The following is a 25,313-nucleotide window of genomic DNA, read 5'->3' as shown; positions in this document are numbered from 1 at the left end:
GATTATCTTAATTTAGCAGAAAATTTTGTTTCTAAATGGCCTACTATTTTACTAACTTTTTTAGCTAGCTGTTCATCAGTTAGGGTAACTTCTTTCGATTGATAAGTTAAATTTAAGGCTACACTTTTACTGCCCTGCTCAATATGCTCACCTTCGTAGACATCAAACAAGTTGACATCAATTAAATCATTTTGCTTTAAGGACTGAATGGATTGGATCAGTTCGTCACTCGAGATCTCTTTTGAAACCACGATTGCAATATCTCTTTGTGATGCCTGAAAGGATGAGAAAGACTCATAGATTGGCTTTTCGCCTTGCGCAATTTCTGACTGAGTGAGCTCAAAGAGGAAAGCTTTAGGCATCGATAACTTCTTTTGAAGTTTCGGAGAAATAGCGCCTAGCCAACCAATGTGGTTGTCTCCTTTCATTATTTTTGCTGTTTGCCCCATCTGCAGAGCTGGATGCTCAGCCGCCTCAAATTTAAACCCCTTCTTACTGAGATTTAAAAGGGACTCGACATCAGATTTAGTATCAAAGAAGTCGACCTCTCGATCTGAGTCAGCCCATTGCGAGTTATGACGGTTACCCGAGATAATGCCTGCAATTTTCTGTGTCTGACCCTCTACCTCGATGCCAGAGAAGCATAGACCAAGCTCGAAGAATCGCAGGTTGTGGTGCCCTCTTCTGAAATTGGATTTGGCTGAATCAATCAGTCCAGGCCATAAACTTGAGCGCATGACCGCCATGTCATCTGAGATTGGATTTTGCAGTAAGATTTTCTTTGCATCAGGGTCCACTAAATCATGCATCTCATTTGAAATAAAGCTATAGGTGATCACCTCTTGATAGCCCCTATGAACAAGCGCACTGGAAAGATCATTAGAGTTAATTTTGGTCTGAGCTGCATGAGAAATGTTTGCATCGACAGAGAGTCTTTGCACTGGAATCTTGTCGTAACCATAGAGCCTAGCCAGCTCCTCAACGATGTCAGCTGGAATACGAATATCAAAACGGAAGCTTGGCGGAGTAATAGTCCAAGAGTTGTCTTTATTCTTTTTGAAATCGAAATCAAGAAACTTGAATTTCGACTCCACCCAGGCAGGGTCGAGATCAAAGCCGAGCACTTTTGATATTTTTTCAATCGATATTTGAATGGGCTCAAGTTCCGGAAGTGATTTTGCATCAACTGTTTCATTGATTTCTGATGCCTCTCCGCCGCAAATTTCTAGGACAAGCTCTGTCGCCCTATCCATTGCATGGCCAGCCATCTTGAAGTCTACTCCCCTCTCAAAGCGGAGTGAAGCCTCAGTATGTAGACCATAGGACCTTGCGACTCCAGAGATTGCAACGGGCTCAAAGAACGCAGCCTCTAGTAAAATTTCAGTCGAGCTCTCTAGTGTTGAGCTACCCATTCCGCCAATCACTCCAGCGATCGCTATGGCAGATTTTTCATCAGCGATAACGAGCGTATCTTCTGACAATGTAACGCTTTGCCCGTTGAGAAGCTCTAGCTCTTCATTCTTTTTAGCTGACCTGACATTGATATTGCCATTAATTTTGGATAAATCAAAGGCGTGCATCGGCTGACCGAGCTCCAACAAGACATAGTTAGTAATATCAACAATGGGTGAGTGGAGCTGCTGATTAGCGCGTTGAAGTTTTTGAGCCATCCAGTCTGGCGTTGATGCATTGTTATCAACCCCCTCAATAACCCTCGTTAAATACCTTGGACACTCTTTAGGATTGCTGACTGTAGATTTGAAAGCCCTTTTGCCTTTTTGATTCGCTTTAAATTCTAACGCTGGAAGAGATAAGTTATAGTTGACGCAGACCTCTCTTGCAACACCGAGAACGCTAAAACAATCGCCCCTATTCGGAGTAATGTCGAGCTCAATAATTTGATCATCCAGATCAAGAACGGATCGAACATCATCACCAATTTTAGCCTTCGAATCCAGCTCGATGATGCCGTCATGAGCCTCGGATATACCGATTTCAGATTCTGAGCAGAGCATTCCATTTGACTCAACGCCTCTTAATTTAGCGCGTTTAATTTTGAGCCCATTGGGAAGAGTCGATCCGACAGTTGCAACAGCGACCTTTAAGTCTTGCCTAACATTCGGAGCGCCGCAAATAATTTGCAGGTTTTCGCCTGTTCCCACATCAACCTCGCAAAGACTCAGCTTGTCTGCATTGGGGTGCTTACCGCAAGCAACAACATGACCAACAACCAGTCCTTCAAACGGCGGCGCTACAGGTGCAATTTGATCCACCTCTAGTCCAGCCATTGTTAATTTTTCTGAGAGCTCTAAATCGCTCACATCAGGATTAACCCACTCCCTTAACCATCTAGTTGAAATATTCATAATTGATACCTTCTCACTAGAACTGATTTAAAAAACGAACGTCATTTTCAAAAAATAGCCTAAGATCGTTGACGCTATATCTGAGCATCGCGAGCCTCTCTACGCCCATTCCAAAGGCAAGTCCAGAGTACTCCTCTGAATCAATGTCGACCGCTTTCAGTACGTTTGGATGCACAACGCCGCACCCTAAAACTTCGAGCCAGCCAGACTTTTTACAGACTCTGCAGCCCTCTCCTCCACAAATCACGCACTCAATATCGGCCTCAGCGGAGGGCTCAGTGAACGGGAAGTAGGAAGGTCGGAATCTAACCTTGAGGTCTTCCTTCTCAAAGTAGGCTCTCAAAAAGTCAATCAAAAGGCCTTTGAGCTGAGAGAATGAGGCCTCTTTATCAACGATCAGACCTTCAACTTGATGAAACATTGGTGTATGCGTGACATCTGAGTCACAGCGATAGACTTTGCCCGGAACAATCACCCTGACTGGCGGCTTTTGCCTTTCCAGAGTTCTGATTTGAACAGGGGAAGTGTGCGTCCTTAATACGGTATTAGAATCAAAATAGAACGTATCATGCATCGCTCTTGCAGGATGGTGCTCTGGAATGTTGAGCGCGCTGAAGTTATGAAAATCATCCTCAATTTCAGGGCCTAGCTCTATCTCAAAACCAGCCTTAGTGAAAATATCTTGAATGTGATTGAGCGTTTGAGTGATAGGATGAAGGCTTCCTTTTTCTGAGTTCCTGCTTGGTAGCGTAACATCGATTTTTTCATCAAGAAGTCTCTGATTAAGAAGCTCCACTTCGAGCTCTTCTTTGCGAGATTCGATGAGTTTCTGGATTTGGACTTTGGCTTCATTAATCGCCTCGCCCATCTTAGGTCTCTCTTCTTTAGAGAGCTTTCCAAGACCCTTAAGGAGGTCTGTTAGCTCACCCTTTTTACCCAAGTACTGGACTCTTGAATCGTCAAGAGCCTTTAAATCCATAGCACTGGCTATAGATTTGGTGGCGTTGGTGATAATTTTGTTAATCAAAATGCCTACTTGTATTATTTAAAAGACTGCAACCTATGTTACAGTCTTTTAGTAAGATTTTTCTACTGTGCTAATCCAGCTTTTGCTTGATCAGCAATTTTAGCAAAGGCGTCTTTATCGAAGATGGCAATATCTGAGAGAACTTTACGATCAATCTCAACACCAGCCTTGTTCAAGCCATTGATAAATTGTGAGTAGCTTAGGCCATTATTTCTTGCCTCAGCGTTGATACGAACAATCCACAATCTACGGAACTGACGACGACGCTGACGACGGTCACGGTATGCGTACTGTCCTGCTTTGATGACCGCTTGCTTGGCAACGCGATAAACTTTAGAACGAGCACCATAGTAACCTTTGGCCTTCTTTAAAACTTTTTTGTGTTTGGCGTGCGCCTGCACACCTCTTGAAACTCTTGCCATAGTAATACTCCTTTAACTGTAAGGTAACATTCTTTTAACCATAGGTACATCAACCTTCTCAATCGTATCAGGCGAACGTAGCGAGCGCTTTCTGGAAGTACTCTTTTTGGTCAAAATATGTCTCAGATGAGAGTGTTTACTTTTGTAACCACCACTGGCAGTCTTTTTGAAACGCTTTGCGGCGCCTCTATTGGTCTTTAACTTCGGCATCATTTACTCCTTGACCCTCTTCGGGTTCAACTTTTCGGGCTTTCGCCTTACTTTTCTTAGACTTGGGTGCTAGCATCATGCCAAGCTGGCGACCCTCCATTTTTGCCTTCTGCTCAACAGTGGCAAATTCTTCTGTTTCACTTTCAATTCTATCCAGCATCTCCATACCTAACTCACGGTGCTGAACCTCTCGACCACGAAACCAAATCACTACTTTGACCTTGTCGCCGTTCTCAATAAATTTAACCAAGTTTCTAAACTTGATTTGGTAATCCGCTTCCTCAGTTCCAGGACGATACTTAATCATCTTGACGTGAGTCTTTTTCTGTTTTTTCTTAGCGTCGCTCTTTTGTTTCTTCAGTTCATACTGAAACTTTCCAAAATCCATCACACGGCATACCGGTGGATCTGCATTTGGCGAAACTTCAACTAAGTCTAAACCTTCGTTAACTGCTAATTCAAGAGCATCATCATTACTTAGGATTCCTAACTGGTCACCTCTGTCATTTATCACTCGGACTTTGGGTGCACTAATATTTTGATTAATCCTAGTCTTTACCTTTGCTGGGCTTTTAATAATTACTCCTGATTTATTAATTCTGTCAACGCCTCTAAAGACATTGAACCCAAGTCCTCTCCGCCCCTTCGACGAACAGATACTTGATTGTTTTCTTGCTCTCTGTCGCCAACCACTAAAATGTATGGGTAGCGTTGCATTGAGTGCTCGCGTATTTTAAAGCCTATCTTCTCATTCCGCAAGTCCGAAATGACTCTAAGGCCCTGATTTTTTAGATTTATCTCAACATTTTTAGTATATTCCTCTTGTTTTTGAGAAATATTGATAATCACTGCTTGAATCGGCGCCAGCCAAGATGGAAATGCTCCCTCGTAATGTTCAATTAAAATGCCAGTAAATCGCTCGATTGAGCCCACTATGACTCGGTGAAGCATCACGGGTATCTGCTTGGAGCCATCCTCAGCAATATAATGAGCATCAAGACGATCCGGCATAGAGAAGTCGGCCTGAATCGTTCCGCACTGCCACTCACGGTCAAGGCAATCTTTCAATACAAATTCAACCTTAGGTCCATAAAAGGCGCCCTCACCCTCCTGGAGCTCCCAATTGATACCTTTTGCATCTAAAGCCTCTGCGAGTGCAGCCTCAGCCTGATCCCATACCGCATCGGAGCCAACCCTTTTTTCAGGACGCGTCGAAAGTTTGATGTCAATGTTTTCAAAACCGAAATGCTTGTATACCTTAAACGTTAGATCTATAAAAGCTGACACTTCACTTTGTATCTGATCAACGGTACAAAAAATGTGTGCATCGTCCTGAACAAAGTTGCGAACGCGCATAATGCCGTGGAGCGTACCAGAAGGCTCATTACGATGGCAAGAGCCGAACTCTGCAAGCCTTAAAGGTAAATCTCTGTAGGACTTGAGGCCTTGATTGTAAATCTGAACATGGCCTGGGCAATTCATCGGTTTAACTGCATAATCTCTGTTCTCTGAGCTAGTCGTAAACATAGCGTCACCAAACTTATCCCAGTGGCCTGACTTTTCCCACATCGTTCTGTCCATGACCTCAGGCGTATGGACTTCTTGGTAGCCGTTATCTTTAAAGACCTGGCTCATATACTGAACGATAATTTGATAGAGCGTCCAACCCTTGGGATGCCAGAAGACCATACCCGGGGCTTCTTCCTGGGTATGAAATAAGTTTTGGAGTTTTCCAATCTTTCTGTGATCTCTCTTCTCAGCCTCCTCGAGTCGGTGAAGGTGTGCTGCTAGGTCATCTTTATTCTCCCAGGCAGTGCCGTAGACTCTTTGTAGCATCTCGTTATTCGAGTCGCCTCGCCAATAAGCACCGGCCAGTTTCATGAGCTTAAAGGCTTTGAGCTTGCTCGTTGATGGTACATGAGGACCTCTACAAAGATCTACAAAGTCTCCCTGCTTGTAAAGAGACAAAACTTCATTGGTTGGAATCGACTCAATAATTTCTGCCTTGTAATGCTCACCCATGCCCTTGAAAAACTTGACCGCTTCTTCTCGCGTCATCTCCATTCTCTCAATCGGAAGATTTTGCTTGACAATAGCATTCATCTTTTTCTCTATTTTTGCAAGGTCTTGCTCAGAGAAACCCTCCTTGTATGCAAAGTCGTAATAGAAACCATTATCAATCACAGGTCCAATAGTGACCTGAGCTTTTGGATAAATTTGCTGGGTTGCTTGAGCTAAGAGATGCGCAGTAGAATGACGAATCACCTCTAGTGCCTTTTCATCTTTATTGGTAATGATAGCAACGTCTGAGTCACCCTCTATCATGAATGAAGTGTCAACAAGCTGGCCATCCACCTCGCCTGCAATTGCTGCCTTTGCAAGACCTGAACCAATCGATGACGCCACCTCCGCTACAGTCAGTGACTGATCATATGACTTAACTGTGCCGTCAGGCAGTGTTACATTAGGCATAACTCATGAAAAAAACAAAAAATCCAATTTTACCTTGATAGATGACATACCTTTACAAAAAATAAGACTTTAAATCACTTTAGGATGTCAGCTTTAAAGTATATTAGGCCGATATGAAAATCACGCGTCAATCACCCGAATTTTTAATTCTCTTAATGACTATCGGCTCTGCAATCAGCTGGGCTGTTTGGCTGAATCTTCTGAACAACTTTGCGATCGAAGAGATTGACTTCACCGGCGCTGAAATGGGAATTCTACAAAGCCTGAGGGAGGTTCCTGGCTTTCTGGCATTTACTGTCATCTTTGTTTTAGCCTTTGTCAAAGAACAGAAACTGGCCTATATTTCTTTAGCAATGCTTGGAACGGGAATAGTTTTAACAGGCTTTGTTGAAACCAATCTGACCTTCTACCTGGCAACAATTGTGATGTCGATAGGGTTTCATTACTTTGAGACCATCAATGGCTCGCTCACACTTCAGTGGATCGATAAAGACAAAACGGCTGAATTTTTGGGCCGGGTTATTGCAACCAGATCTGCTGCCTCAATCATCGCCTTTAGCTTTGTATGGGTTCTCTTCCAGCAGTTCGAGCTCAGCTATATGTGGCTCTACACTCTGGGCGGCGGCGTAGCCATTGTGATCGTTTTTTATTGCTGGCAAAGCTTTCCATTGTTCCCAGAAAAGGTGACTCAAACTAAAAAGATTATCTTAAGAAAGCGCTACTGGCTCTATTATGCACTTCAGTTTATGAGCGGCGCAAGAAGACAGATATTTGTCGTATTTGCAGGCTTTTTGATGGTTGAAAAGTTTGAGTTTACGGTCGCTGAGATTTCAATGCTGCTCATTGCAAACGCTGCCATTAATGTGGTCTTTGCCCCCAAAATTGGAAGACTTATTCAAAGGTTTGGAGAGAGAAAATCTCTCATCTTTGAGTACATTGGACTGAGCCTTATTTTTGCAGGATATGCCTTTGTAGAGAGCAGTGAGTTTGCGGTCTTTTTGTATATTGCGGATCACCTCTTTTTCTCTATCGCAATTGCACTCAAAACCTACTTCCAAAAGATTGCAGATCCAGCGGACATAGCATCCAGCTCAGGCGTTTCCTTTACTATCAATCATATCGCTGCGGTCTTTATTCCGGTTGCCTTTGGTTTGGTTTGGCTTTACTCTCCATCACTGGTCTTTTTGGCAGGTTCTGGAATGGCCATTATCTCACTCATCCTGGCGCTCAACATGCCGTCAAAACCGGCACTAGGGAATGAGGTTTTATTGGGTAAGTTTTCTTAAAAACTATAGTTCACTCTAAGTTTTTATACTGCCGTTTGAAACCGGATTTGAAAAAAGTAAACTTGTTGTTTACGCTAGCGTTTCTGGATAATAAATCTTTAAACTAATCTTTATTGAAAATTATTATTTTAAATCTATTGTCAAATCAAAGCCGGCGGGAGACATGCTCCAAATACCAGTAGAATTATGGCTAATGGTATTACCCCAAGAAACTTTAAACTGTATATCAAGGCCTTTAGTAAGTGGAGTGACGGTGATGCCTCTTCCTGAGTCGATTCCCCTTCCAGCTAGCCAGTACTTTGTATTGGTCGTACTATCAAAATCATATGGCGCGGAGCTGGTATAGGCCGCAGCATCTAGGTTAGAGTCCAATAAAATATTGGTCCAGCCACCATCCCAATTTGGGAAATTGCGCTCTAACGCAGGTATGTTTGGATTACCTGCGTCAGCAAAGAGATGGTAAGATCGCGAGTTCCATTGCGGATTTGATTCAGCCAGGGTGCCGCACTCGGCACTCCACTTAGTTCGATCACTAGAGTCTACATCATAAAATTTGCGACCATTGGACCAGCAGTAAGTGCCGGTTCCTGTGCTTCCGGTCTGCGCTTCAGTAAACTGTGCTAAACCTTTGGTTGCGCTGTTATAGTCGAGTAACAAAACCGAGTGGGTGAACAATTTATCATGTGTCAGGAAAAAATCACCAATTCCACTGACTGAACTCGTGACGCCTTTTTCTGCAATTAGCTCGAGAGCTGCATCAGATTCATAAATAAATTCGCAGACACTTTGAAAATTATTAGCGTAAGGTAGTTCAGTGCAAAGACCAAATTTATAAGCTGAAACTTTGCGCGCTAAAGAATCCCTTTCTAGGCACCAACCATCGCCAGACACGTCAGTAGTGATTTGATTATCTGAGTTATAAGTACATTCGGTATTGGCAGTCACAACTCCGCTTAAGGTTAATAAGAGTAATACTGCAAATGCTCTAGAGAATTTGTTAGTGATTATTGTTTTCATATTAAATTCCAGTTAAGGTTACTGATGCAGATAATTTCTTGACAATCTTGTTTTCACGCTGAACTAAGCTATACCGTTCATCTCCCAATTTTTCAAGCTTATAGGCTGTGCTAGATAAATCAAATAATTTGGGCTTTGTGCTTTTTTGTCCAAAGCTCCAAGTGTATTTTAGATTGATGCTATTGGTGTCTTTAGTCGCTGCATCTTTATAGTCAGTTCGAACATAGTTAAGTGTGAGGTTGTCTGATAGATTTCCACCTAAGGTGTACTTTCTACCTTTTTTATCTTTCATGCCATCAATGCCTTTCCATGCAAAAGCATTCATTCCAAACTTCATTCCAGGTAGATACGGAAGTGCTACCTTAAAGCCCATATCTCTGCCATCTAAGGCTTTAGAATCTGTACCACTTTTATCTTTCTTATAGCCCGTTGTTCCGTTATAAATATTGACTCTTGACTCCAAAACAGAACTCACAACTTCAAAGCCAACACCATTTCTTTTGTGATCATCTGGAAACTCGTGATCATAAAAAGCGTTAACTCCAGTCATCCAAGTTTCATCATCATTTAGTCTTCGATAGCCCAATCCTAAATTCAATGTAGTTCGCTCATCATATCGATTTAGATTGATCTGATTAAAAAGAAACGAGTTCGGGTTATCACCATAGGCTTTTAGAACTCCAATATCTACGGTTGAATCACCCTCTTTTAGATTCGTGCTGACCTCTACCGTGTCAAAATTGGGGCTTAGCATTGCCCCAATACCTGATGAGATAAGTGAGTTAGTCGCACTCGTCATTCTGCTCATGAGTGAGGACTTAATTTGTTCTGAGTCGTCTGCATTGACACTCAGAGAAACACCAAGAGTCATGGTAAGAGCAGCGCTTAAAATAGTTTGAGTTAGCTTTGAACTGGATATTCTCATATTATTTTTATAGATTTAATAATGCTAATATTTAAATATAAAAATAAGTGTCAAAATCCACTATTTTTGTAGGTCTTTATAACCTATACTTAATCAAACATTTAACCCATTGAAAATTAATAAATAATTAAGTAATCCTCGTTTTTTATTTTGATTTTAGTAGATGATATAGACATCCTCTCTGAGACAATAAAAGACATTTGTACTCTTTTTGAGCTATAATTTTTTCATGAATGAACAGTTTAGAGTTGCTCAAAAATTAGGCCTCATGTTTCGATCTGAAGAATCCCTTCCGGTAGACATCAAATCTTGGGCCATTAAACAACTGAATGCACCCTCACCAGTTCTTGGAACAGAAACGGTTTACTCTGAAATCAAACCTTGGCCTAAATCTCTTCAGCCCAACCTTGATGAGCGAGCCGCTATGATGAGGCGCCACTGGGAGAACACAAAAAAGAGAAGACAAAAAATCAAGGGTTATGACACTGAGGCCGCTAAGCAAGCAAACGATAGAGAGAATCGGATGCATAAAAAAGACATGCTCAAGTTTGCTCACCAAAATGCTTACGGTTCAGATCAAATTCGTCAGAGGCTTGTCTCATTTTGGACCAATCACTTTACGATGGGCGGCTTTGAGTCAAGAGAGCTTTCAAGCCATGCCATGGAAGAAGGCATCCTAGCAAGCTTTGATGACTCATTTTCAGACATGCTATACAAAGCAACAACCCATCCAGCAATGCTCATGTATCTTGATAACCACATCAGCGCTGGACCTAATTCGAACCATGTGAGATGGGCTCGCTCTAGGAATGAACAGGCAGGTCTTAATGACAACCTCGGCAGAGAATTGTTGGAACTTCATACCGTGTCACCGAGCGCGAACTACAGTGAAGATGACATAAGAGATGCAGCAAAAGTGCTAGCAGGATGGGGAATGGATGTTCAAGGAAATCCCCCTAATTCTCTCATCGAGCAAGGTGGCACGACTAATCATTGGGACATGTACAAAAAGAACTGGGCAGAGCCTGGCAGTAAAGTTGTCCTTGGCAAAACTATTTATCAGGGCAAGCAAGGGCTTAGGCAGCTCACTGATTTTTTGGCTAATCATGAACACACAATTACTCATTTATCTTATAAGCTTGCTGAACACTTTGTAAGTGATGAGCCAAAACAGAGTGATGTTGATTTTATTGCTAATGCATGGCGAAAAAATAATGGCAGTTTAGAAAGCATTCATACAGCGGTCATAGAAAGAGCAATAGAATCAAAAGAGCCTAAGTTTCAATGGCCAATGACCTGGCTTTTTCAGGTTGTAAGGCTCACAGATTCGAGGTACTTTAAAGGTTGGAGCGAGGTTGATACTTATTTAGATAGGACCATGGAAACCAGAAGGATCTTTGAAGAGTTGGGGCAGTCTTTTTGGGTTCAAAGGCAACCTAACGGATACTCAAGTAAGAAAGAAGACTGGATATCTGGAGAGATGTTTGAGAGGCGTATTCGTTTTTCAGAGTCCATTTATAATTCAGGTGGTGGCATAAGGGATCCTGAAGTCATTATGGATCGTATCGGAGCAAACAGGGAAACACGAAATTTGATTACCAGTCTTGGTTCTTCTAGAAAAAATCAGTTCATTGCTCTGATGTGCAGTCCAGAACTTATGGGGCTTGATCATGCATAATATAAATTTAACAAGAAGGGATTTTTTAAAGGCATCAGGTGCCTCACTATTCTTATCTGGTATCCCTCTGCCAGGCTTTACTAGTGATAACCCTCCTGGAAACATTTCAGTGATTATCTTAGAAGGCGGAATGGATGGTTTGACTGCAGTTCCTCCGTTTGGTGACCCTAACCTTGAAAAAATGAGAAGCTCTCTCATTCCAGAGGATTACTTGAAACTTAACTCATTCTTTGGACTTCATCCCTCTCTGAAAAAACTGTCATCCTTCATGGCTACGAACAATGCCTCTATAGTTCATGCAACGTCGTTTCCATACAAGAAGAGATCTCACTTTGAAGGTCAAAATCTGATTGAAGGCGGCGGTTTAAGTCCGTTTTCTGAAAAAACAGGCTGGCTTGGACGATCTCTTGAGTTGGCAAAAATCCCTGGTAGAGCGCTTTCACTTGACATGCCTTTAATTTTGAGAGGATACAATGAAAATGATAATTTCTTTCCAGCAAACATACAAAATTCAAACAAAATAAACAATAACCTTGTTGATACACTCTCAAAAGTCCACAGCATGGACAGCGCAAAAATCTTTCAAAAAGTGAAGCAGAAGAGTATTGAAAATCTTGGAGATATACCCAGAGATGCTGAGAGTTTGGCAGAATATGCTGGAAATGCTATGTCAAAAAAAGGAGGTCCAGTCGCATCAGTCATTAGGCTTGATGACTTTGATACGCATGCAAGCCAAGGTGATGGCGAGGGAAAGGATCATGGCGATAGGTTAGCGAAAGTTGATAACGTTATTGCAGCCTACAAGAGAGGACTCGGCACTGCATGGGATAGAAGTATTATCTTGACACTGACTGAGTTTGGAAGGACTGTTGCAATGAACGGCACTTGGGGAACTGATCATGGCTATGGAACCGTTGGTCTGATTGCCGGAGGGAGCATTAAAAAGTCTAGGGTGATAGCGAATTGGCCTGGACTTGCCAAAAATGAGCAGTATGAACAAAGAGATTTGATGGCAACGATAGATTATCGATCAGTCTGCGCTGCATGTATTGAAAAGTCCCTAGGTCTCGATCATGATTTGATTGCAAGTCAAGTGTTCTTTGACTCAAAACTCCCTAGAGTATTTGATTTCATTTTTTCTTGAATCTTAATCAAAAGGACTCTTTAGGTCGCAATTTATGAGACGACTCAAGACATTACTTGTTTTTTTATTATTATTTACAGCTAATATTGTCAATGCTAACTACCTTGATGATTGGCCTGATGATGCGCTTTGCGGTTGGATGCAGCAATCTTCTCCACCTGAGTACATTGCTGATGAGGTTAAAAAAAGAGGCATTCTTTGTACCGACGGCATTGCATCAATTGATCCCAATGCATCATCAGATCAAAGCTCTGATAATTCAGGAATAGAAATTTACGACATTGTCTTTAGTGAAGATGTTCTAGAAGAACTGATTCAAATCGCACCGCAGGAGAATGCTGCAGACTTTACGAAATCTTTTAAACAATACCAGCTAGCTAATCTTCAAAGTCAACTCATCTGTGGATTTAGGCTTCGACGCGTTGTTTATGAAAACAATCCGGAAGGAGAGATTGAAGACTGGAATTTGGCCCACGGATCATTAATTATCAATGGCTCTAAGGTTACGCTGGATGGCAGATGGAAAACAGGTGGACTCTCTAATGACCCCAAATATATGAAAGATGAAGTTAATTTACGCTTAACAAAAGATGGGCACATTGTTGGCAAAATGGCCTACTTTCATTTGTTTGTTAATAACGGCGAGGCAGCAGAAAAACCACTTTTTATTGAACTAAAAAAACACCAAAAATCAAAGACGCTCAATTACAGATCTATAGACTCATACTCGGCTGCAGAAATTTGGATTGATGTTCAGGATTGGGCTGGTGGGGTCATGACTATCTTTAATTGTCTGGATAGTAAAGAGATTGAGAAAAAGAAACTCGCAAAAGATAATGCTGAAAAACTTTACAAAGAAGCGCTAGCTAAAGAAAAAGCTGAACTTAGGCTCTTGAATAAGATTTACCAACCATATGTTTTAGGACCAAATACAGTGTTCAATATCAAATATTTAGATGGAGTTTTTAAAGCAAATGCACCCCCTGAAGATTCTAAAAAACTTCACGATGATGAGCTCCATAAAGCGCATATTAGTGGAGTAATAGAAAGTGATAATTTGAAAAAAAATTTAGCTATTAACTCTCTTGCCTCAATTCGTGAAAGCGAGGACTTTACTGTCTTAGTTCTAATTACCAATGAAAATGAAATAGCGCCTTTGAAAGATTTTGCTAAACCTTCAATTGAGCATTGCGGGAAACTTCCTGGTTGGTGGTGGGATAAGCTGTCCTTTGTCATTTCAACTTATGATATTGAAATTGCTAAAAAACAAAAATGTTACTTTGATTTCTTTAACAATCAAACCAATTCAGAAGCTAAAAGCCTTTACAGGGCAATTCTTTCTGCATCTCCAAGTATAGTTTCTTACCTTGAATCAAATGTAGATCGATAGCTTAAAAGTAACAAAATTACTTTGGTGCCTTGTAGAGCATTATCAGAAAACTTTTAATAGATAAACGCAAAATAATTAAATCCTTAAAAAAAATATATATATTTTCAAAAATATAATCTAGTCCAAAGTGATATACTTTGAGTATTGTAGTTTATTTTGAATTATTTTATGAATGAGCAGTTCAGGATTGCACAGAAGCTTGGCCTTATGTTTAGAGGTGAAACACCACTACCTGATGACATTAAGTCCTGGGCAATAAGCCAACTCAATGCCAAGTCGCCAGCACTTGGAATCAAAAGCTTTAAATCCATGAACTCTGATATTAAGGAGTGGCCTAGAGAGCTCCAGCCTAACCTTAAGAAAAGGGCAGAGATGTGGACTCTTTACAGAGCGAATCGAAAGAAAGAGAGAGAGAAGATTGATGGCCAAGATACTCAGGCAGCTAAAACAGCGAATGAGGAAAAAAATCTGATGGGACAAAAAGATTCTTTGAAGTTTTCTCATAGAAATGTTTATGGTCAGGACCAAATAAAAATTCGCTTTATGAATTTTTGGGCAAATCATTTCACAACGGGCAACATACATGACAATCAAAACGTCATTGGTCACTTAATAGATGAAGCGATACTAGCTAACTTAAATAGCTCATTTTCAGAAATGCTTTACAAGGCCACCTCTCATCCTTCGATGCTGATTTATTTAGACAATATCTGGAGCTCAGGTGAGGACTCAACTGAAACTAGAGAGCAAAGAAGAAACGGCAGACAGGCAGGCCTTAATGATAATTTAGGGAGAGAGCTTTTGGAGCTTCACTCTGTGTCCCCATCAGCAAAATATTCTGAGACTGATATTAGGAATGCGGCAAATGTTCTAGCGGGATGGGGAACTGAGCTAGAAAAACCATTAAACGAAATGAGAGCGTTAGCTAATACGACTGATCATTGGGATGTATACAAGAGAACCTGGGCCCAGCCAGGAGTTAAAAGAGTAATGGGTAAAACCATCAACCAGGGCAAAGGAGGTTTAAGAGAGCTGACAGATTTTCTAGCAATGCATGAGCATACCATTTCTCACCTTTCAATCAAACTTGCCCAGCACTTTGTGAGTGACAATCCTAGCCAATCAGATGTTAGCTATATCGAGAATGCCTGGAGAAAAGGAAATGGTAATTTAGATCAAATTCATACCGCTGTTATTGAAAGAGCAATTCTATCGAAAGAGCCAAAGTTCCAATGGCCAATGACTTGGCTATTTCAAACCATTAGGCTGAGCAATGCTACTTTTTTCATGGGCTGGGATGAGGTCTTTGGATATGATAATAACCTCATGAATCACCGTAAAACTTATGAAGAGCTGGGTCAGAGTTTTTGGCTTGCAAGGCAGCCCGATGGATACTCGAGTGATAAAAATGAATGGCTCTCAGGTGAAATGTTTGAGCGAAGAATCAGGTTTGCTGATGCTATCTATAGAGTTGGACGCCCTCAATTCTCGTCATCAGAAATTATGGATCGAATTGGAGCCAATAGTGCCACTCGAGATCTCGTTAATCGAGTTGGAAAGTACGAGAATGAAAAATTCATTGCTTTAATGTGTAGTCCTGAACTTATGGGGTTAAAAAATGCCTAATATCAATTTAACAAGAAGAGATTTTTTAAAAGCATCTGGTGCTTCTTTATTTTTAGCTGGCCTCCCGATTCCAGGCTATTCTCAGGACAAACCTCCTGGAACTATTTCAGTAATTATTCTAGAAGGAGGAATGGATGGACTGACTGCTGTCCCCCCATTTGGAGACCCAAATTTATTAAAGATGAGAAAAGATCTGGTATCGCAGAACTATCTAAAGCTGAACTCATTTTTTGGGCTGCACCCCTCTTTTAAATATTTTGCTGGTTTGATGGCTAAGAACAATGCAGCCGTCATTCACGCTACTAATTTTCCATATGTGTTAAGGTCTCATTTTGAAGGACAAAATTTAATGCAAGGAGCAGGATTGACTCCTTTTTCTGAAAAGACCGGCTGGCTCGGCCGAGCACTAGATCTTGCAAAAACACCTGGACGAGCTATGTCTCTTGATATGCCTTTAATTTTAAGAGGTAGCAATGAAAATGATAACTTTTATCCAGCAAGCATTTTGAAATCTGGTGACTTAATAACCAATCTAATTCAAAATATTTCAATGACTCACGAGGGTGATGGCGCAGAAGTTTTCAAAAAAGTCCAACAAAAAAGTACTCAGTCAAATGTAATCGTTCCTAGAGATCCTGCCAGTCTTGCCCAATATGCTGGCAAAGTCATGTCCCAAGAAGGTGGTCCACTGGCTTCTGTAATCAAAGTTGATCAGTTTGACACTCATGCTAATCAGGGCGCTGAAGAAAATGGGCAACATGGAAATCAGCTAGCCGTTGTTGATGACATTATTGCTGGTTACAAGGATGGTCTCGGAGATGCCTGGGATAGAAGTATTATCCTTACCCTCACTGAGTTTGGAAGGACGGTCTCTGAGAACGGAACAAGGGGGTCTGATCATGGTTATGGATCCGCTGGGCTTTTGGCGGGCGGCGCCATAACTAAAAGCAATATTATCTCCCAGTGGCCTGGACTTTCTAAGAGTGAACAATTCGAACAAAGAGACCTCATGTCTACTATAGATTACCGCTCTGTCTGTGCAGCTTGCATTGAAAAAGCACTCGGACTGGATCACGATCTGATTGCTGATAAAGTTTTCTTTACCCCTAAATTGCCGCGACTATATGATTACATTTTTTCATAAGATTTGATCACGCTTTAAAGTGATATTAAATCGCTTTAAATATGAAAAAAAATTAAAAAAATTATTATGAAAAAATTATTTTTAGCATTTACTCTATTATTTTTTTCAACTTTTAGCTTTGCTGGTGATTGTCCAGATGGGAGTGATCCAGTCAGATCTATTTCTGATGACGGGACATACTTTGTTTATAATTGTGCTGGTGGGAGTAATAATTCTTCAAACTCATCAAGTCAAAGCTCATCCTCCTCTAGCAGCTCTTCACTCACCAGAGATTCTTCAATAGTAACCTATGAGGTTGTTTTTGCTGCAGACATACTTCAAGAATTACTTGAAAGAGTTCTCTCCAAAACTGATTTTGACTTTAGCAAACACAAGCTCACAAGTAACGCTGACAATTGGCGTTGTAATTTTGATATGAGAAGAGTCAACTACGAAGATTCTGTTGGCGGAACTATTGAGTCATGGTCTTCAGCGCGAGGTGCAATTGTTATTAGTGGCTCCAAGGTAAGCTTTGCAAAAGGATCAGCTTGGGATATGGGCGGTCTGTCAACTGATCCAAGTTATTTGCAGGATGAGGTGAATCTTAAGCTTACTCATGATGGACATATTGTTGGAAGGATGGCCTACTTTCTTTATGGTGTTCAAGAGGGAGAAGTCCCAGTAAGGCCAAGTTATGTGAGCCTAACGAAGCACAATAGATCTAAGCCAATTGATCCCAGTAACATGAAAAAAACAAATGCTGAGCTTTGGATTGATGTTGAGAATTGGGCTGGAGGAATTATACGAATAAAAGGTTGTAAACAAACCAGCGCTCCTAAAACGAATAACAACCAAAGCTCTTCCTCTACTAAAGTAATCGCTACCTCGGATAAGGATCCAACAGTATCTAACATTATTGAAGTCATTCAAGGCGACAGGATTATTGTTGATATTGCAGAGCCGCATGAACTTGCTGGCAGCGGTTTAACAATATTTCTGAAGGATATTGATGCTCCAGATGCCATTAAATCCTGTCCAAAGCAAATGGAGCTTGGTCAAAAGGTTAAGGACATTGTTGCTCAAAAATTAGCAGATGCACAAAGTATTAAACTAAAAAACTTTAGAAAAACAAATAAAGGTATTCGCACTCAAGTCATTGTGGATGGTAAAGACCTAGGGGAAGAATTAATATCTAAGGGTTATGCATCAAATGAATGGGGATACTGGAAAGCTTATATCTGTAGCTCTTTGACGGCCTATTTATCTGCAGAGCAGCACATGTGGAACAAGGATTTTGATAAAGCCATTTTTTGGTATGAGCGCGCAATCGTAATGGAGCCTGATAGCTCTCAAAGAGGAAAAGCAGAATTTGAACTCAACATAGCATATAGAAGTTTGGGTGATTCTATCTCTGCTAATAATCATCTCATCGAATCTGCAAAACAAGGATGGAGTGAAGGTGAATTTCAGCTTGGTGAAAACTATCTTAATGGATGGGATGGATTTACTAAAGACTTAAGCGAGGCCAAATATTGGCTCAAACAGGCTTATGCACATGGCGAAGATAGGGCAGAAAAAGTTTATTGCAGCTCTCTTACCCCAGACAAACAAGCAACATGTAAGTTTTAAATTCTTAGTGTGTATTGCTTAATATGAAAAAAATATTCCTTCTTTTAATTCTATCTTTTTTCTCATTACAAAGCTATGCAGGCTCTTGCCCTGATGGTAGTGATCCAGTAAGGAGTATTTCTGCGGATGGGACTTATTTTGTCTACAATTGTGCCGGAAGCAGTAATGATGCTTCTTCATCAACTAATTCTTCATCCAAAGCTTCAAAGTCATCTAACAAACAGAGCTCTAAAAAAATCGACCGATTTGGAGGTATATCTGAAATACCAGAAGATGCTAACCCAAATTTTGAAACCTTACAATATTATCTTTATAGATACTTATATTCTTTTAATATTCACCCTTTTTGTGGCCCAAATAGTAAAGAACTGCATTGTGAAGATAGTTCACCAAGATATCCCTACTTAGTTGAACCTTCTGATAATCCTTATCAATTTCAATCTAATCTTCGAGAAGATAGATACATAAAAAAACAATTGCAAGATACTGGGTTATTGAGCTATTTACTATATGAAGATGGAGAAATTGTAATTGATGAAATAACGCCTAAAGATAGGTTTGGCGGTATGTTTAGAGATTCAAGTAAATTTCATTCACAATCAGTTGCAAAAACCCTCATTGGTTATGTTGCAGGTCATGCAATATGTGAGGGGTATATTGATAGTGTTGACTCGAGATTAAATGACTGGCCGATACTTGAAAACACGCTTTATCATAATCAAAAATTGATAGATGTGTTGAATATGGCATCAGGCACTCAAGCATATTTCAATGGGTCTAACAGATTTACGAATTCAAATCGAGCTGTCACAAGCCCTACTGTCGAAGACATCATGAAAAGGGAGTTTAAAGGCTCGAAAAAATCAAACTCCATCTACAATTATAATAATTTAAATCCAAATGTTGTCGGCTCGTATCTTATTTATAAGTTAGGTGCTGATAACTTTCAAGCGCTCTTGGATGATGTTTTTAAGAACAAAGCAAGAATTGAAGGTGAGGTCTTCTTTCTTAAAAATGAAGACGCAAAAAAAGATGATCTAAGTATATGGAGTCAATTTTACGCAGCCCGATATGACTATCTAAGAATAGCAAAGGCCATGCTCGATGATTGGGAAAACGATACTTGTGCTGGTCAATATTTAAAAACTATTCATGAAAGAAGGATACCAAAAAATGGCTCCCAAGGCTACGAAGGAAGGGTTGGCTTACCTCAAAGTTATGGAGGTTTTTTTCATACTGGCTATAAAGGAATGGAAAATAGGCCTGTCATGGGTATGGATGGATATGGAGGTCAAACTGTATTAATCGACTTTGAAAGAGGAAGAATTATTGCCACTCAAGCCATTCATGACAATATGAAATTTCCTCAACCAGGTGGTATTGATTTTAAAAAAATGTCATATGAAAGAATAAAAAATGGCAAGCCTAGTTCAAAATCCAAGCCATCTACTGAGCCTGTTGTTGATTCTCAGCAAATAATTAAGGAGAGAAATGCCGCTATAGAGGCTGAGAAAAAAGCAAAACAATACTGGGACGATTATTATGATTGCACTGAAACTACTTCCGGCAAATCAAATATAGATGCCTGTATAAAGAATATTGTTAAAAAACGAGAAAAAACAATTAATTCTAACGATATTAATTTATATGGGGACGCTTTTAAGATGTCAGGAGGAACAGTCTCGATCCCAGAAAGCGCCAATCCAAATAATGAAACTTTGAGATATTTCCTTTATAAATATTTATATTACGCGCCTCAATGCTGCGAAAGTTTTCATAAAGTTGAAGCCTCAAATCCTTACAACTTTCAATTTGATCTTCGAGAAGATAGATACATCAAACAACAAATGCAAACAACGCCATTATTGAGTTACCTCTTATATGAGGACGATAAAATTGTAATCGATGAAATCACTCCTAAAGATAGATTTGGAGATATGTTCACAGACTCATCTGTTTATCATTCAAGGTCAATGGGCAAAAGTATCACTTCCTATTTGGCTGGCCATGCGATATGTGAAGGGAAAATTGAAAGTGTAGACTCCAGATTAGATGACTGGCCGATACTTCAAAATACGCTTTATCATAATCAAAAATTAATTAACCTTTTAAATATGTCAGCAGGTGACTCAGCCTACATTAAAAATGATAACTTCATTAACCCAAAAGGACTAAATACTTTCAATGACTCATCCCTTCAAATGATGATGAAGAATGAGTTCAGAGGCTCAAAAAAATCTTTTGCTCAATACAGTTATAACGATGCGAATCCAAATATAGTTCTGAGTTATCTTTGGTATAAGTACGGTGAAGATGATTTTAAGCGCCTCTTAGATGATGTATTTGCCAAAAAAATAAGAATTGGAGATGAGATCTTTTTTAACAAAACTGGAGTTGCTAAAAAAGATGAAAAATCTCTAATGCATACTTTTTACACGACCCGTTATGACTATCTAAGAATCGCAAAAGCCATGCTTGATGATTGGGAAAACGATACTTGCGTTGGTAAATATTTAAAAACAATTCATGAAAGAAGAATACCAAAAAATGGCGCACAGGGAAGCACTGGAAGAGTTGGCATCCCAGGCAGTTATGGTGGTTTTTTTCATACTGGATTTAAAGGGATGGAAAATAGACCAGTCATGGCCATGGATGGTTATGGTGGACAAACTATAACCATAGATTTTGAGAGAGGCAGAATTGTAGTGACTCAAGCTATTCATGACAGTATGAAATACCCCAAACCAGGAAGTTTCGATTGGAAAAAAATAGTTTATGAGACAATTAGAAATGGCAAGCCAGCTTCAACATCAATTGTAAAAAAACCCGCAGAACCAGCCATTAATCCTGAGCAGATTATTTTAAATAATAAAGCCCGACAAGAGTCTCAGAAAAAAGCAAAAGAATATTGGGACAATTACTATGCTAAGTTATTTTGGGGAACAAGTGCCAAAGGCGCCTCTACTGATGGCTCAGCATCCTTCAGCGAGGACTTTGAAAATGCAGATCAGCGAAAGATAAGAGTAGTCGATGAGCAAAACAACTGGTTCATTAAGCAGGACAATGATGGTAATGCAATGTATTGCAACAAGGCAACCAATAATTGGACAGATTTTATGCTTGGAAGTGCTAATTGGAAAAATTATTCTATCTCATACAAAGTAAAACTTTCTAGTAAAAAATTAGGGACTTTAGAAACACATATTAGAAAAGGTCGAAATAATGGACCTCAATATAGAGCTATTAACAAAATACCTGGCCGCGCTTCAATAGAATTCGCTCACCCTTCTAATAGAGTCAATCAGGGAATAGCAAGCGGTGAAAGAGCAGCCATAGGTGATCAATGGTCAGATATTAAGCTCATTGCTTTAGGGAACAGTATTAAGTACCTCGTTAATGGAAAAGTTGTTGCTAGCACTAATGATGATAGAGCTAAAGAAGGTGCTGTAATGATAGCGGCCTCTAGAAACCTAGAAGTATGTATCGATGACATTGTTGTCAAGACAGAAACTGTAACAGAAGAAAAAGAAACACCTGTCGTTAAAGAAATAACAGAAGATAAATTTAGCTCTGAAAAATCAGAACTATTTAAAAATATTAAATCTACAGATGCCTTGGATGGCTATTATTCATTTACACTTGTTCAGTCTCCTATGACTCAGCTTGGAAGTGGCTCACTTGAAGTCAATAATGGTATAGTCACCATCACTCAAGACAGTAAGGGCATCGTTACGCCAAGTTATGCTAGTTTTGAGGGTCGAATAAATCAAAATGGAGACATTAAAGCTCTATTTTATTTTCACCCTTGTAGCGGCTGTGAAGATCAATTAGTTGAGTTTGAAGGAAACCTCAATAAGAAAAAGTTGAGCGGAAAGTATAACGACTCACAAATTTATTTTTATCTGACAGCTAAAAAAGGTGATGTTATCAAAAAAGTGGCAAAAACAGAAGAGACAAAAACGACAGTGGCAAAGAAAGTTGAGACATCAGACTCTGACCCAACAGTCTCTAAAGTTATTGAAGTAACTCATGGCGATAAACTGATTGTTGATATTGCAGATCCCCACGAACTCGCTGGCTCTAATATTAAGGTAAGTCTAAAAGACATTGATGCACCTGATGCGACGCGCTCTTGCCCCAAACAGATGGAATTAGGACTTAAAGTGAAGGATTATGTCGCTCAAAAACTTGAAAATGCATCAAGCATCAAACTCACCAACTTAAGAAAGACTAACACAAAAATTATTGCGCAAGTCATCGTTGACGGGGTAGACCTCGGAGAAGAACTTGTATCAAAAGGTTATGCCTCTGAAGAGTATGGCTACTGGAAGCCTTATTTTTGTAGTGCACTGAGTGCAACCAATCAGGCTGATCAATATGTTGATACGGATCAAAAGAAGGCTATCTTTTGGTATGAAAGATCCATCGTTCTTGATCCTAAAGGAAGCAAGAATCAGGAATCTCACTTCGCTCTCTCTCAAATGTATTCCAATTTTGGTAATACTGATAAATCGTTAGAGAATCTTAAAAAATCTGCCTCTCTTGAGTGGATTCCAGCAATGGAGCAGCTTGGCTCTCACTACCTGAATGGTAATGGCGTCAAGAAAGATCCTAATCAGGGTAAAAAGTGGCTTAAGAAGGCTTTTGATAAAGGAAGTCAAAGAGCAGAGGATATATATTGTGGATCACTTCCGAAGGCCAAACAAAAGACCTGTAAGTTTTAGTTAAGCACTTTCAATAGACTCAATCATCAGCTGTAAGGACTCGTTTCCTCTAAATGAATTGACGTTTAGTTTATATGCCGCCCTAACCTTCTTGGAATCAAGCTTTTCTTGAAAAAAAGCAATCCCCTCCAGAACTGAATTAGTACCTTGGAGCTTTAGATTGCACTTCAGGTGCTTTTCACCAATAACTCTTTGCTCCAACAGTTCGAAGTCTCCATAGAAGATAGGCTCTTCAAATCCCTGCCCCCATGGAGAGGCTTGACGCAAAAGATCTGCATTCTTAAATGTGATTTCTGATAAGTCAAGTTGGCCATCAGTTAAGAGCTCAATGATGGGTTTTTTGCCTTTGAGATGCCTTGTTATTGCCTCAGTAAATGCATTTTTAAACTTTTCAAAGTTTTGAGGTTTAATCGTGAGGCCTGCAGCCATCGCATGCCCTCCAAACTTCTCAATGAGTCCTGGATTGTCTCGATCTACAAGGTCCAATAAGTCTTTGATATGAACATCAGGAATAGAGCGTATAGACCCCTTTAAAACATCATCAGCTTTGGCAAATACAGCCGAGGGGCACTGATAGGTTTCTTTGAGTTTTCCAGCTACAATGCCAACTACTCCTTCATGCCAAGACTCATCATAAAGCACAATGGCGAAATCACTCTGATCAATGGCTTGACTTTCAACAATAGCGAGCGCCTCATCCTGCATTCTTGTCTGCTCTTTGCGCCTTTTAATATTGAACTCTTCAAGCGTTTGCGCATACCTTCTTGCATCATTCATATCTTCTGAGAGAAGACACCTTATCCCTTGTGAAATATCACTCAGCCTTCCTGCTGCATTAATTCTTGGAGCTACAGTAAATCCTAGGTCTGAAGCCTGCAATGTTTCAATTGGACGCTTAGTAAGCTCAAGGATTGCCAGGATGCCTTTTGAGCAGTTCTTTTGACGAATACGCTTAATTCCCTCATTTACCAAAATTCTGTTGTTTTGATCCAGTTTTACAACGTCAGCTACCGTTCCAAGTGCAACTAAATCTAAAAGCACTCTCAGGTCAGGATTTTGAATGTTATTTTTCTCAAAATAGCCCTGCTTTGCAAGGTGAGTCTTAAGAGATGAGAACAAATAAAAACTAACGCCAACCCCAGCTAAATTTTTCGAGGGAAAGTCACACCCTCTGAGATTTGGATTAATTATTGCATTGGCATTTGGAAGTTCATTTGGCGGAAGATGATGATCTGTGATGATGACATCAATATCAAGTGATCTCGCTAATGCAGCTCCCTCATTACTCGATATGCCGTTATCAACAGTAATAATGAGGTCTGGCTCTTTGTCACGCTTAGCCTCCTTCACAATCTCAGGACTCAATCCATAGCCATGCTTGAACCTGTTAGGAACCAAAAAGTCAACATACTTTGCGCCCATAAGTCTGAGCGCTCTAATAGCGACAGCGCTGGCAGTTGCGCCGTCTGCATCAAAGTCTCCAACGATTAAAATACGCTTATCTTCTATAAGGCATCGCTCTAGAAGCTCGAGGGCAATATTGAGCTGATCAAAGTTCGGTTTAAGGAGCCCTGGAAGAGCCATCGAAAGTTGAGATTCAGACACCCCTCTTGCAGCGTAGATTCTTTTCAGAAAAAGAGGAATATCATCAGAGTAAGACTCATACAATGATTGATCGATCTCTCTAGTCAGCACTTCTGACAAGTCTTACAAAAGTGTCAATGGTCTTATCGCGAGCCATCGAGCCGCCATAGAAGAATGGTGTTTCATAGGCCATTTTAGGGATAGAGTTAACAGAAGTAGAGGTCCAGTATCCATCCATCTGAGTGTTTGGAAAGAAATCAGCATCAATCAGTAAATCACCCTCTCCGTAATAGTCAACAATTGAGTTAAGCTCCTCCCTAGTTGGCAGTCTCCAATCTGAATAGCCACAAAGTTCTGCCTTATTAATGTCCTTAATAAAAGATTGAGTGTTACAATTTTTGCCCCAGTAGCAATTTTTACTGAAGGTGCCATTATCCCTCCCACTCACTCCATCAAACCAGGTGTATGTATTAAGAGCATATTGAACGCCCTTCTTGTCAGTTTTAACTTCCCAAACGAGTGATGTTTCATTATCCAAAACGCATGACCAACTCTCACTCTCTAAAGGAAGCGTTTCACCAGAATTAGAGATCTTGTTAAAGCCAGCATTGGCTGCAATACTGAAAAGTAACATTAAGGGCAATAGAAGACTGTTTCTCATCAAGTTCATCATTCATTCATTAAGTTATT

18 protein-coding genes are annotated in these 25,313 nt (G+C 40.2%); 8 read left to right on the top strand and 10 right to left on the bottom strand.

Features of this window, described 5'->3' with window-relative positions:
* Positions 1–2: 2 nt before the first annotated feature.
* From pheT to thrS, 6 genes are all read right to left on the bottom strand, one after another.
* A complete protein-coding gene (gene pheT, locus ACMAZA_RS03205) occupies positions 3–2,366 on the bottom strand; it encodes a phenylalanine--tRNA ligase subunit beta (protein WP_435189969.1) in 2,364 nt (787 codons plus the stop codon).
* A gap of 16 nt (positions 2,367–2,382) precedes the next feature.
* Positions 2,383–3,345: a phenylalanine--tRNA ligase subunit alpha gene (gene pheS, locus ACMAZA_RS03200; RefSeq protein WP_435190460.1), complete on the bottom strand. Its 963-nt coding sequence runs from the start codon at positions 3,343–3,345 to the stop codon at positions 2,383–2,385.
* 110 nt (positions 3,346–3,455) lie between these two features.
* Positions 3,456–3,815 carry a 50S ribosomal protein L20 gene (gene rplT, locus ACMAZA_RS03195; RefSeq protein WP_020025064.1) on the bottom strand — a complete coding sequence of 120 codons (360 nt, stop codon included), beginning with the start codon at positions 3,813–3,815 and terminating at the stop codon, positions 3,456–3,458.
* A gap of 12 nt (positions 3,816–3,827) precedes the next feature.
* Positions 3,828–4,025: a 50S ribosomal protein L35 gene (gene rpmI / locus ACMAZA_RS03190; RefSeq protein ID WP_082345018.1), complete on the bottom strand. Its 198-nt coding sequence runs from the start codon at positions 4,023–4,025 to the stop codon at positions 3,828–3,830.
* A complete protein-coding gene (gene infC, locus ACMAZA_RS03185) occupies positions 4,003–4,623 on the bottom strand; it encodes a translation initiation factor IF-3 (RefSeq protein ID WP_435190459.1) in 621 nt (206 codons plus the stop codon). The genes rpmI and infC overlap by 23 nt, the downstream gene beginning before the upstream one ends.
* Positions 4,605–6,497: a threonine--tRNA ligase gene (thrS, locus tag ACMAZA_RS03180; RefSeq protein WP_435189967.1), complete on the bottom strand. Its 1,893-nt coding sequence runs from the start codon at positions 6,495–6,497 to the stop codon at positions 4,605–4,607. Before thrS ends, infC begins: the two co-directional genes overlap by 19 nt.
* 113 nt (positions 6,498–6,610) lie before the next feature.
* Here thrS and ACMAZA_RS03175 point away from each other — a divergent pair, with 113 nt between their 5' ends.
* Entirely contained in the window at positions 6,611–7,783 is a 1,173-nt protein-coding gene (locus tag ACMAZA_RS03175) for an MFS transporter (protein ID WP_435189966.1), read from the top strand.
* Between the two features lie 123 nt (positions 7,784–7,906).
* On the opposite strand, the gene ACMAZA_RS03170 is transcribed toward ACMAZA_RS03175, so the two are convergent.
* The gene (locus tag ACMAZA_RS03170) at positions 7,907–8,800 is read right to left on the bottom strand and encodes a hypothetical protein (protein WP_435189964.1); all 894 of its coding nucleotides are present in this window, start codon (positions 8,798–8,800) and stop codon (positions 7,907–7,909) included.
* A 1-nt stretch (position 8,801) separates the two neighbouring features.
* On the bottom strand, positions 8,802–9,725 hold the full coding sequence (locus ACMAZA_RS03165) for an inverse autotransporter beta domain-containing protein (protein WP_435189962.1): 924 nt from the start codon (positions 9,723–9,725) through the stop codon (positions 8,802–8,804).
* A gap of 229 nt (positions 9,726–9,954) precedes the next feature.
* Between ACMAZA_RS03165 and ACMAZA_RS03160 the strand changes: the two genes are divergently transcribed.
* The 7 genes from ACMAZA_RS03160 (at position 9,955) to ACMAZA_RS03130 (ending at position 23,039) form a co-directional block, all read left to right on the top strand.
* The gene (locus tag ACMAZA_RS03160) at positions 9,955–11,403 is read left to right on the top strand and encodes a DUF1800 family protein (RefSeq protein WP_435189961.1); all 1,449 of its coding nucleotides are present in this window, start codon (positions 9,955–9,957) and stop codon (positions 11,401–11,403) included.
* Positions 11,396–12,547, top strand: coding sequence for a DUF1501 domain-containing protein (locus ACMAZA_RS03155; RefSeq protein WP_435189959.1), 1,152 nt, complete (start codon positions 11,396–11,398; stop codon positions 12,545–12,547). The genes ACMAZA_RS03160 and ACMAZA_RS03155 overlap by 8 nt, the downstream gene beginning before the upstream one ends.
* Before the next feature lie 34 nt (positions 12,548–12,581).
* The gene (locus ACMAZA_RS03150; RefSeq protein ID WP_435189957.1) at positions 12,582–13,937 is read left to right on the top strand and encodes a hypothetical protein; all 1,356 of its coding nucleotides are present in this window, start codon (positions 12,582–12,584) and stop codon (positions 13,935–13,937) included.
* 168 nt (positions 13,938–14,105) lie between these two features.
* Positions 14,106–15,563 (top strand): DUF1800 family protein, encoded by a 1,458-nt coding sequence (locus ACMAZA_RS03145; RefSeq protein ID WP_435189955.1) that lies wholly within the window; start codon positions 14,106–14,108, stop codon positions 15,561–15,563.
* The gene (locus tag ACMAZA_RS03140; protein ID WP_435189953.1) at positions 15,556–16,707 is read left to right on the top strand and encodes a DUF1501 domain-containing protein; all 1,152 of its coding nucleotides are present in this window, start codon (positions 15,556–15,558) and stop codon (positions 16,705–16,707) included. Before ACMAZA_RS03145 ends, ACMAZA_RS03140 begins: the two co-directional genes overlap by 8 nt.
* A gap of 66 nt (positions 16,708–16,773) precedes the next feature.
* Positions 16,774–18,315, top strand: coding sequence for a hypothetical protein (locus ACMAZA_RS03135; RefSeq protein WP_435189952.1), 1,542 nt, complete (start codon positions 16,774–16,776; stop codon positions 18,313–18,315).
* Positions 18,316–18,338: 23 nt separating this feature from the next.
* On the top strand, positions 18,339–23,039 hold the full coding sequence (locus ACMAZA_RS03130) for a thermonuclease family protein (protein ID WP_435189950.1): 4,701 nt from the start codon (positions 18,339–18,341) through the stop codon (positions 23,037–23,039).
* Here the strand turns inward: ACMAZA_RS03130 and recJ are convergent, their stop codons facing one another.
* Positions 23,040–24,734 carry a single-stranded-DNA-specific exonuclease RecJ gene (gene recJ, locus ACMAZA_RS03125; protein WP_435190458.1) on the bottom strand — a complete coding sequence of 565 codons (1,695 nt, stop codon included), beginning with the start codon at positions 24,732–24,734 and terminating at the stop codon, positions 23,040–23,042.
* Positions 24,724–25,284, bottom strand: coding sequence for a DUF1566 domain-containing protein (locus ACMAZA_RS03120; protein WP_435189948.1), 561 nt, complete (start codon positions 25,282–25,284; stop codon positions 24,724–24,726). Before ACMAZA_RS03120 ends, recJ begins: the two co-directional genes overlap by 11 nt.
* Positions 25,285–25,313 lie beyond the last annotated feature (29 nt).

The sequence above is a fragment of the Pseudothioglobus sp. nBUS_23 genome (genome assembly GCF_051201565.1).
Taxonomy (GTDB): Bacteria; Pseudomonadota; Gammaproteobacteria; order PS1; family Pseudothioglobaceae; genus Pseudothioglobus.
This window is presented reverse-complemented; position numbering and strand designations above follow the sequence as displayed.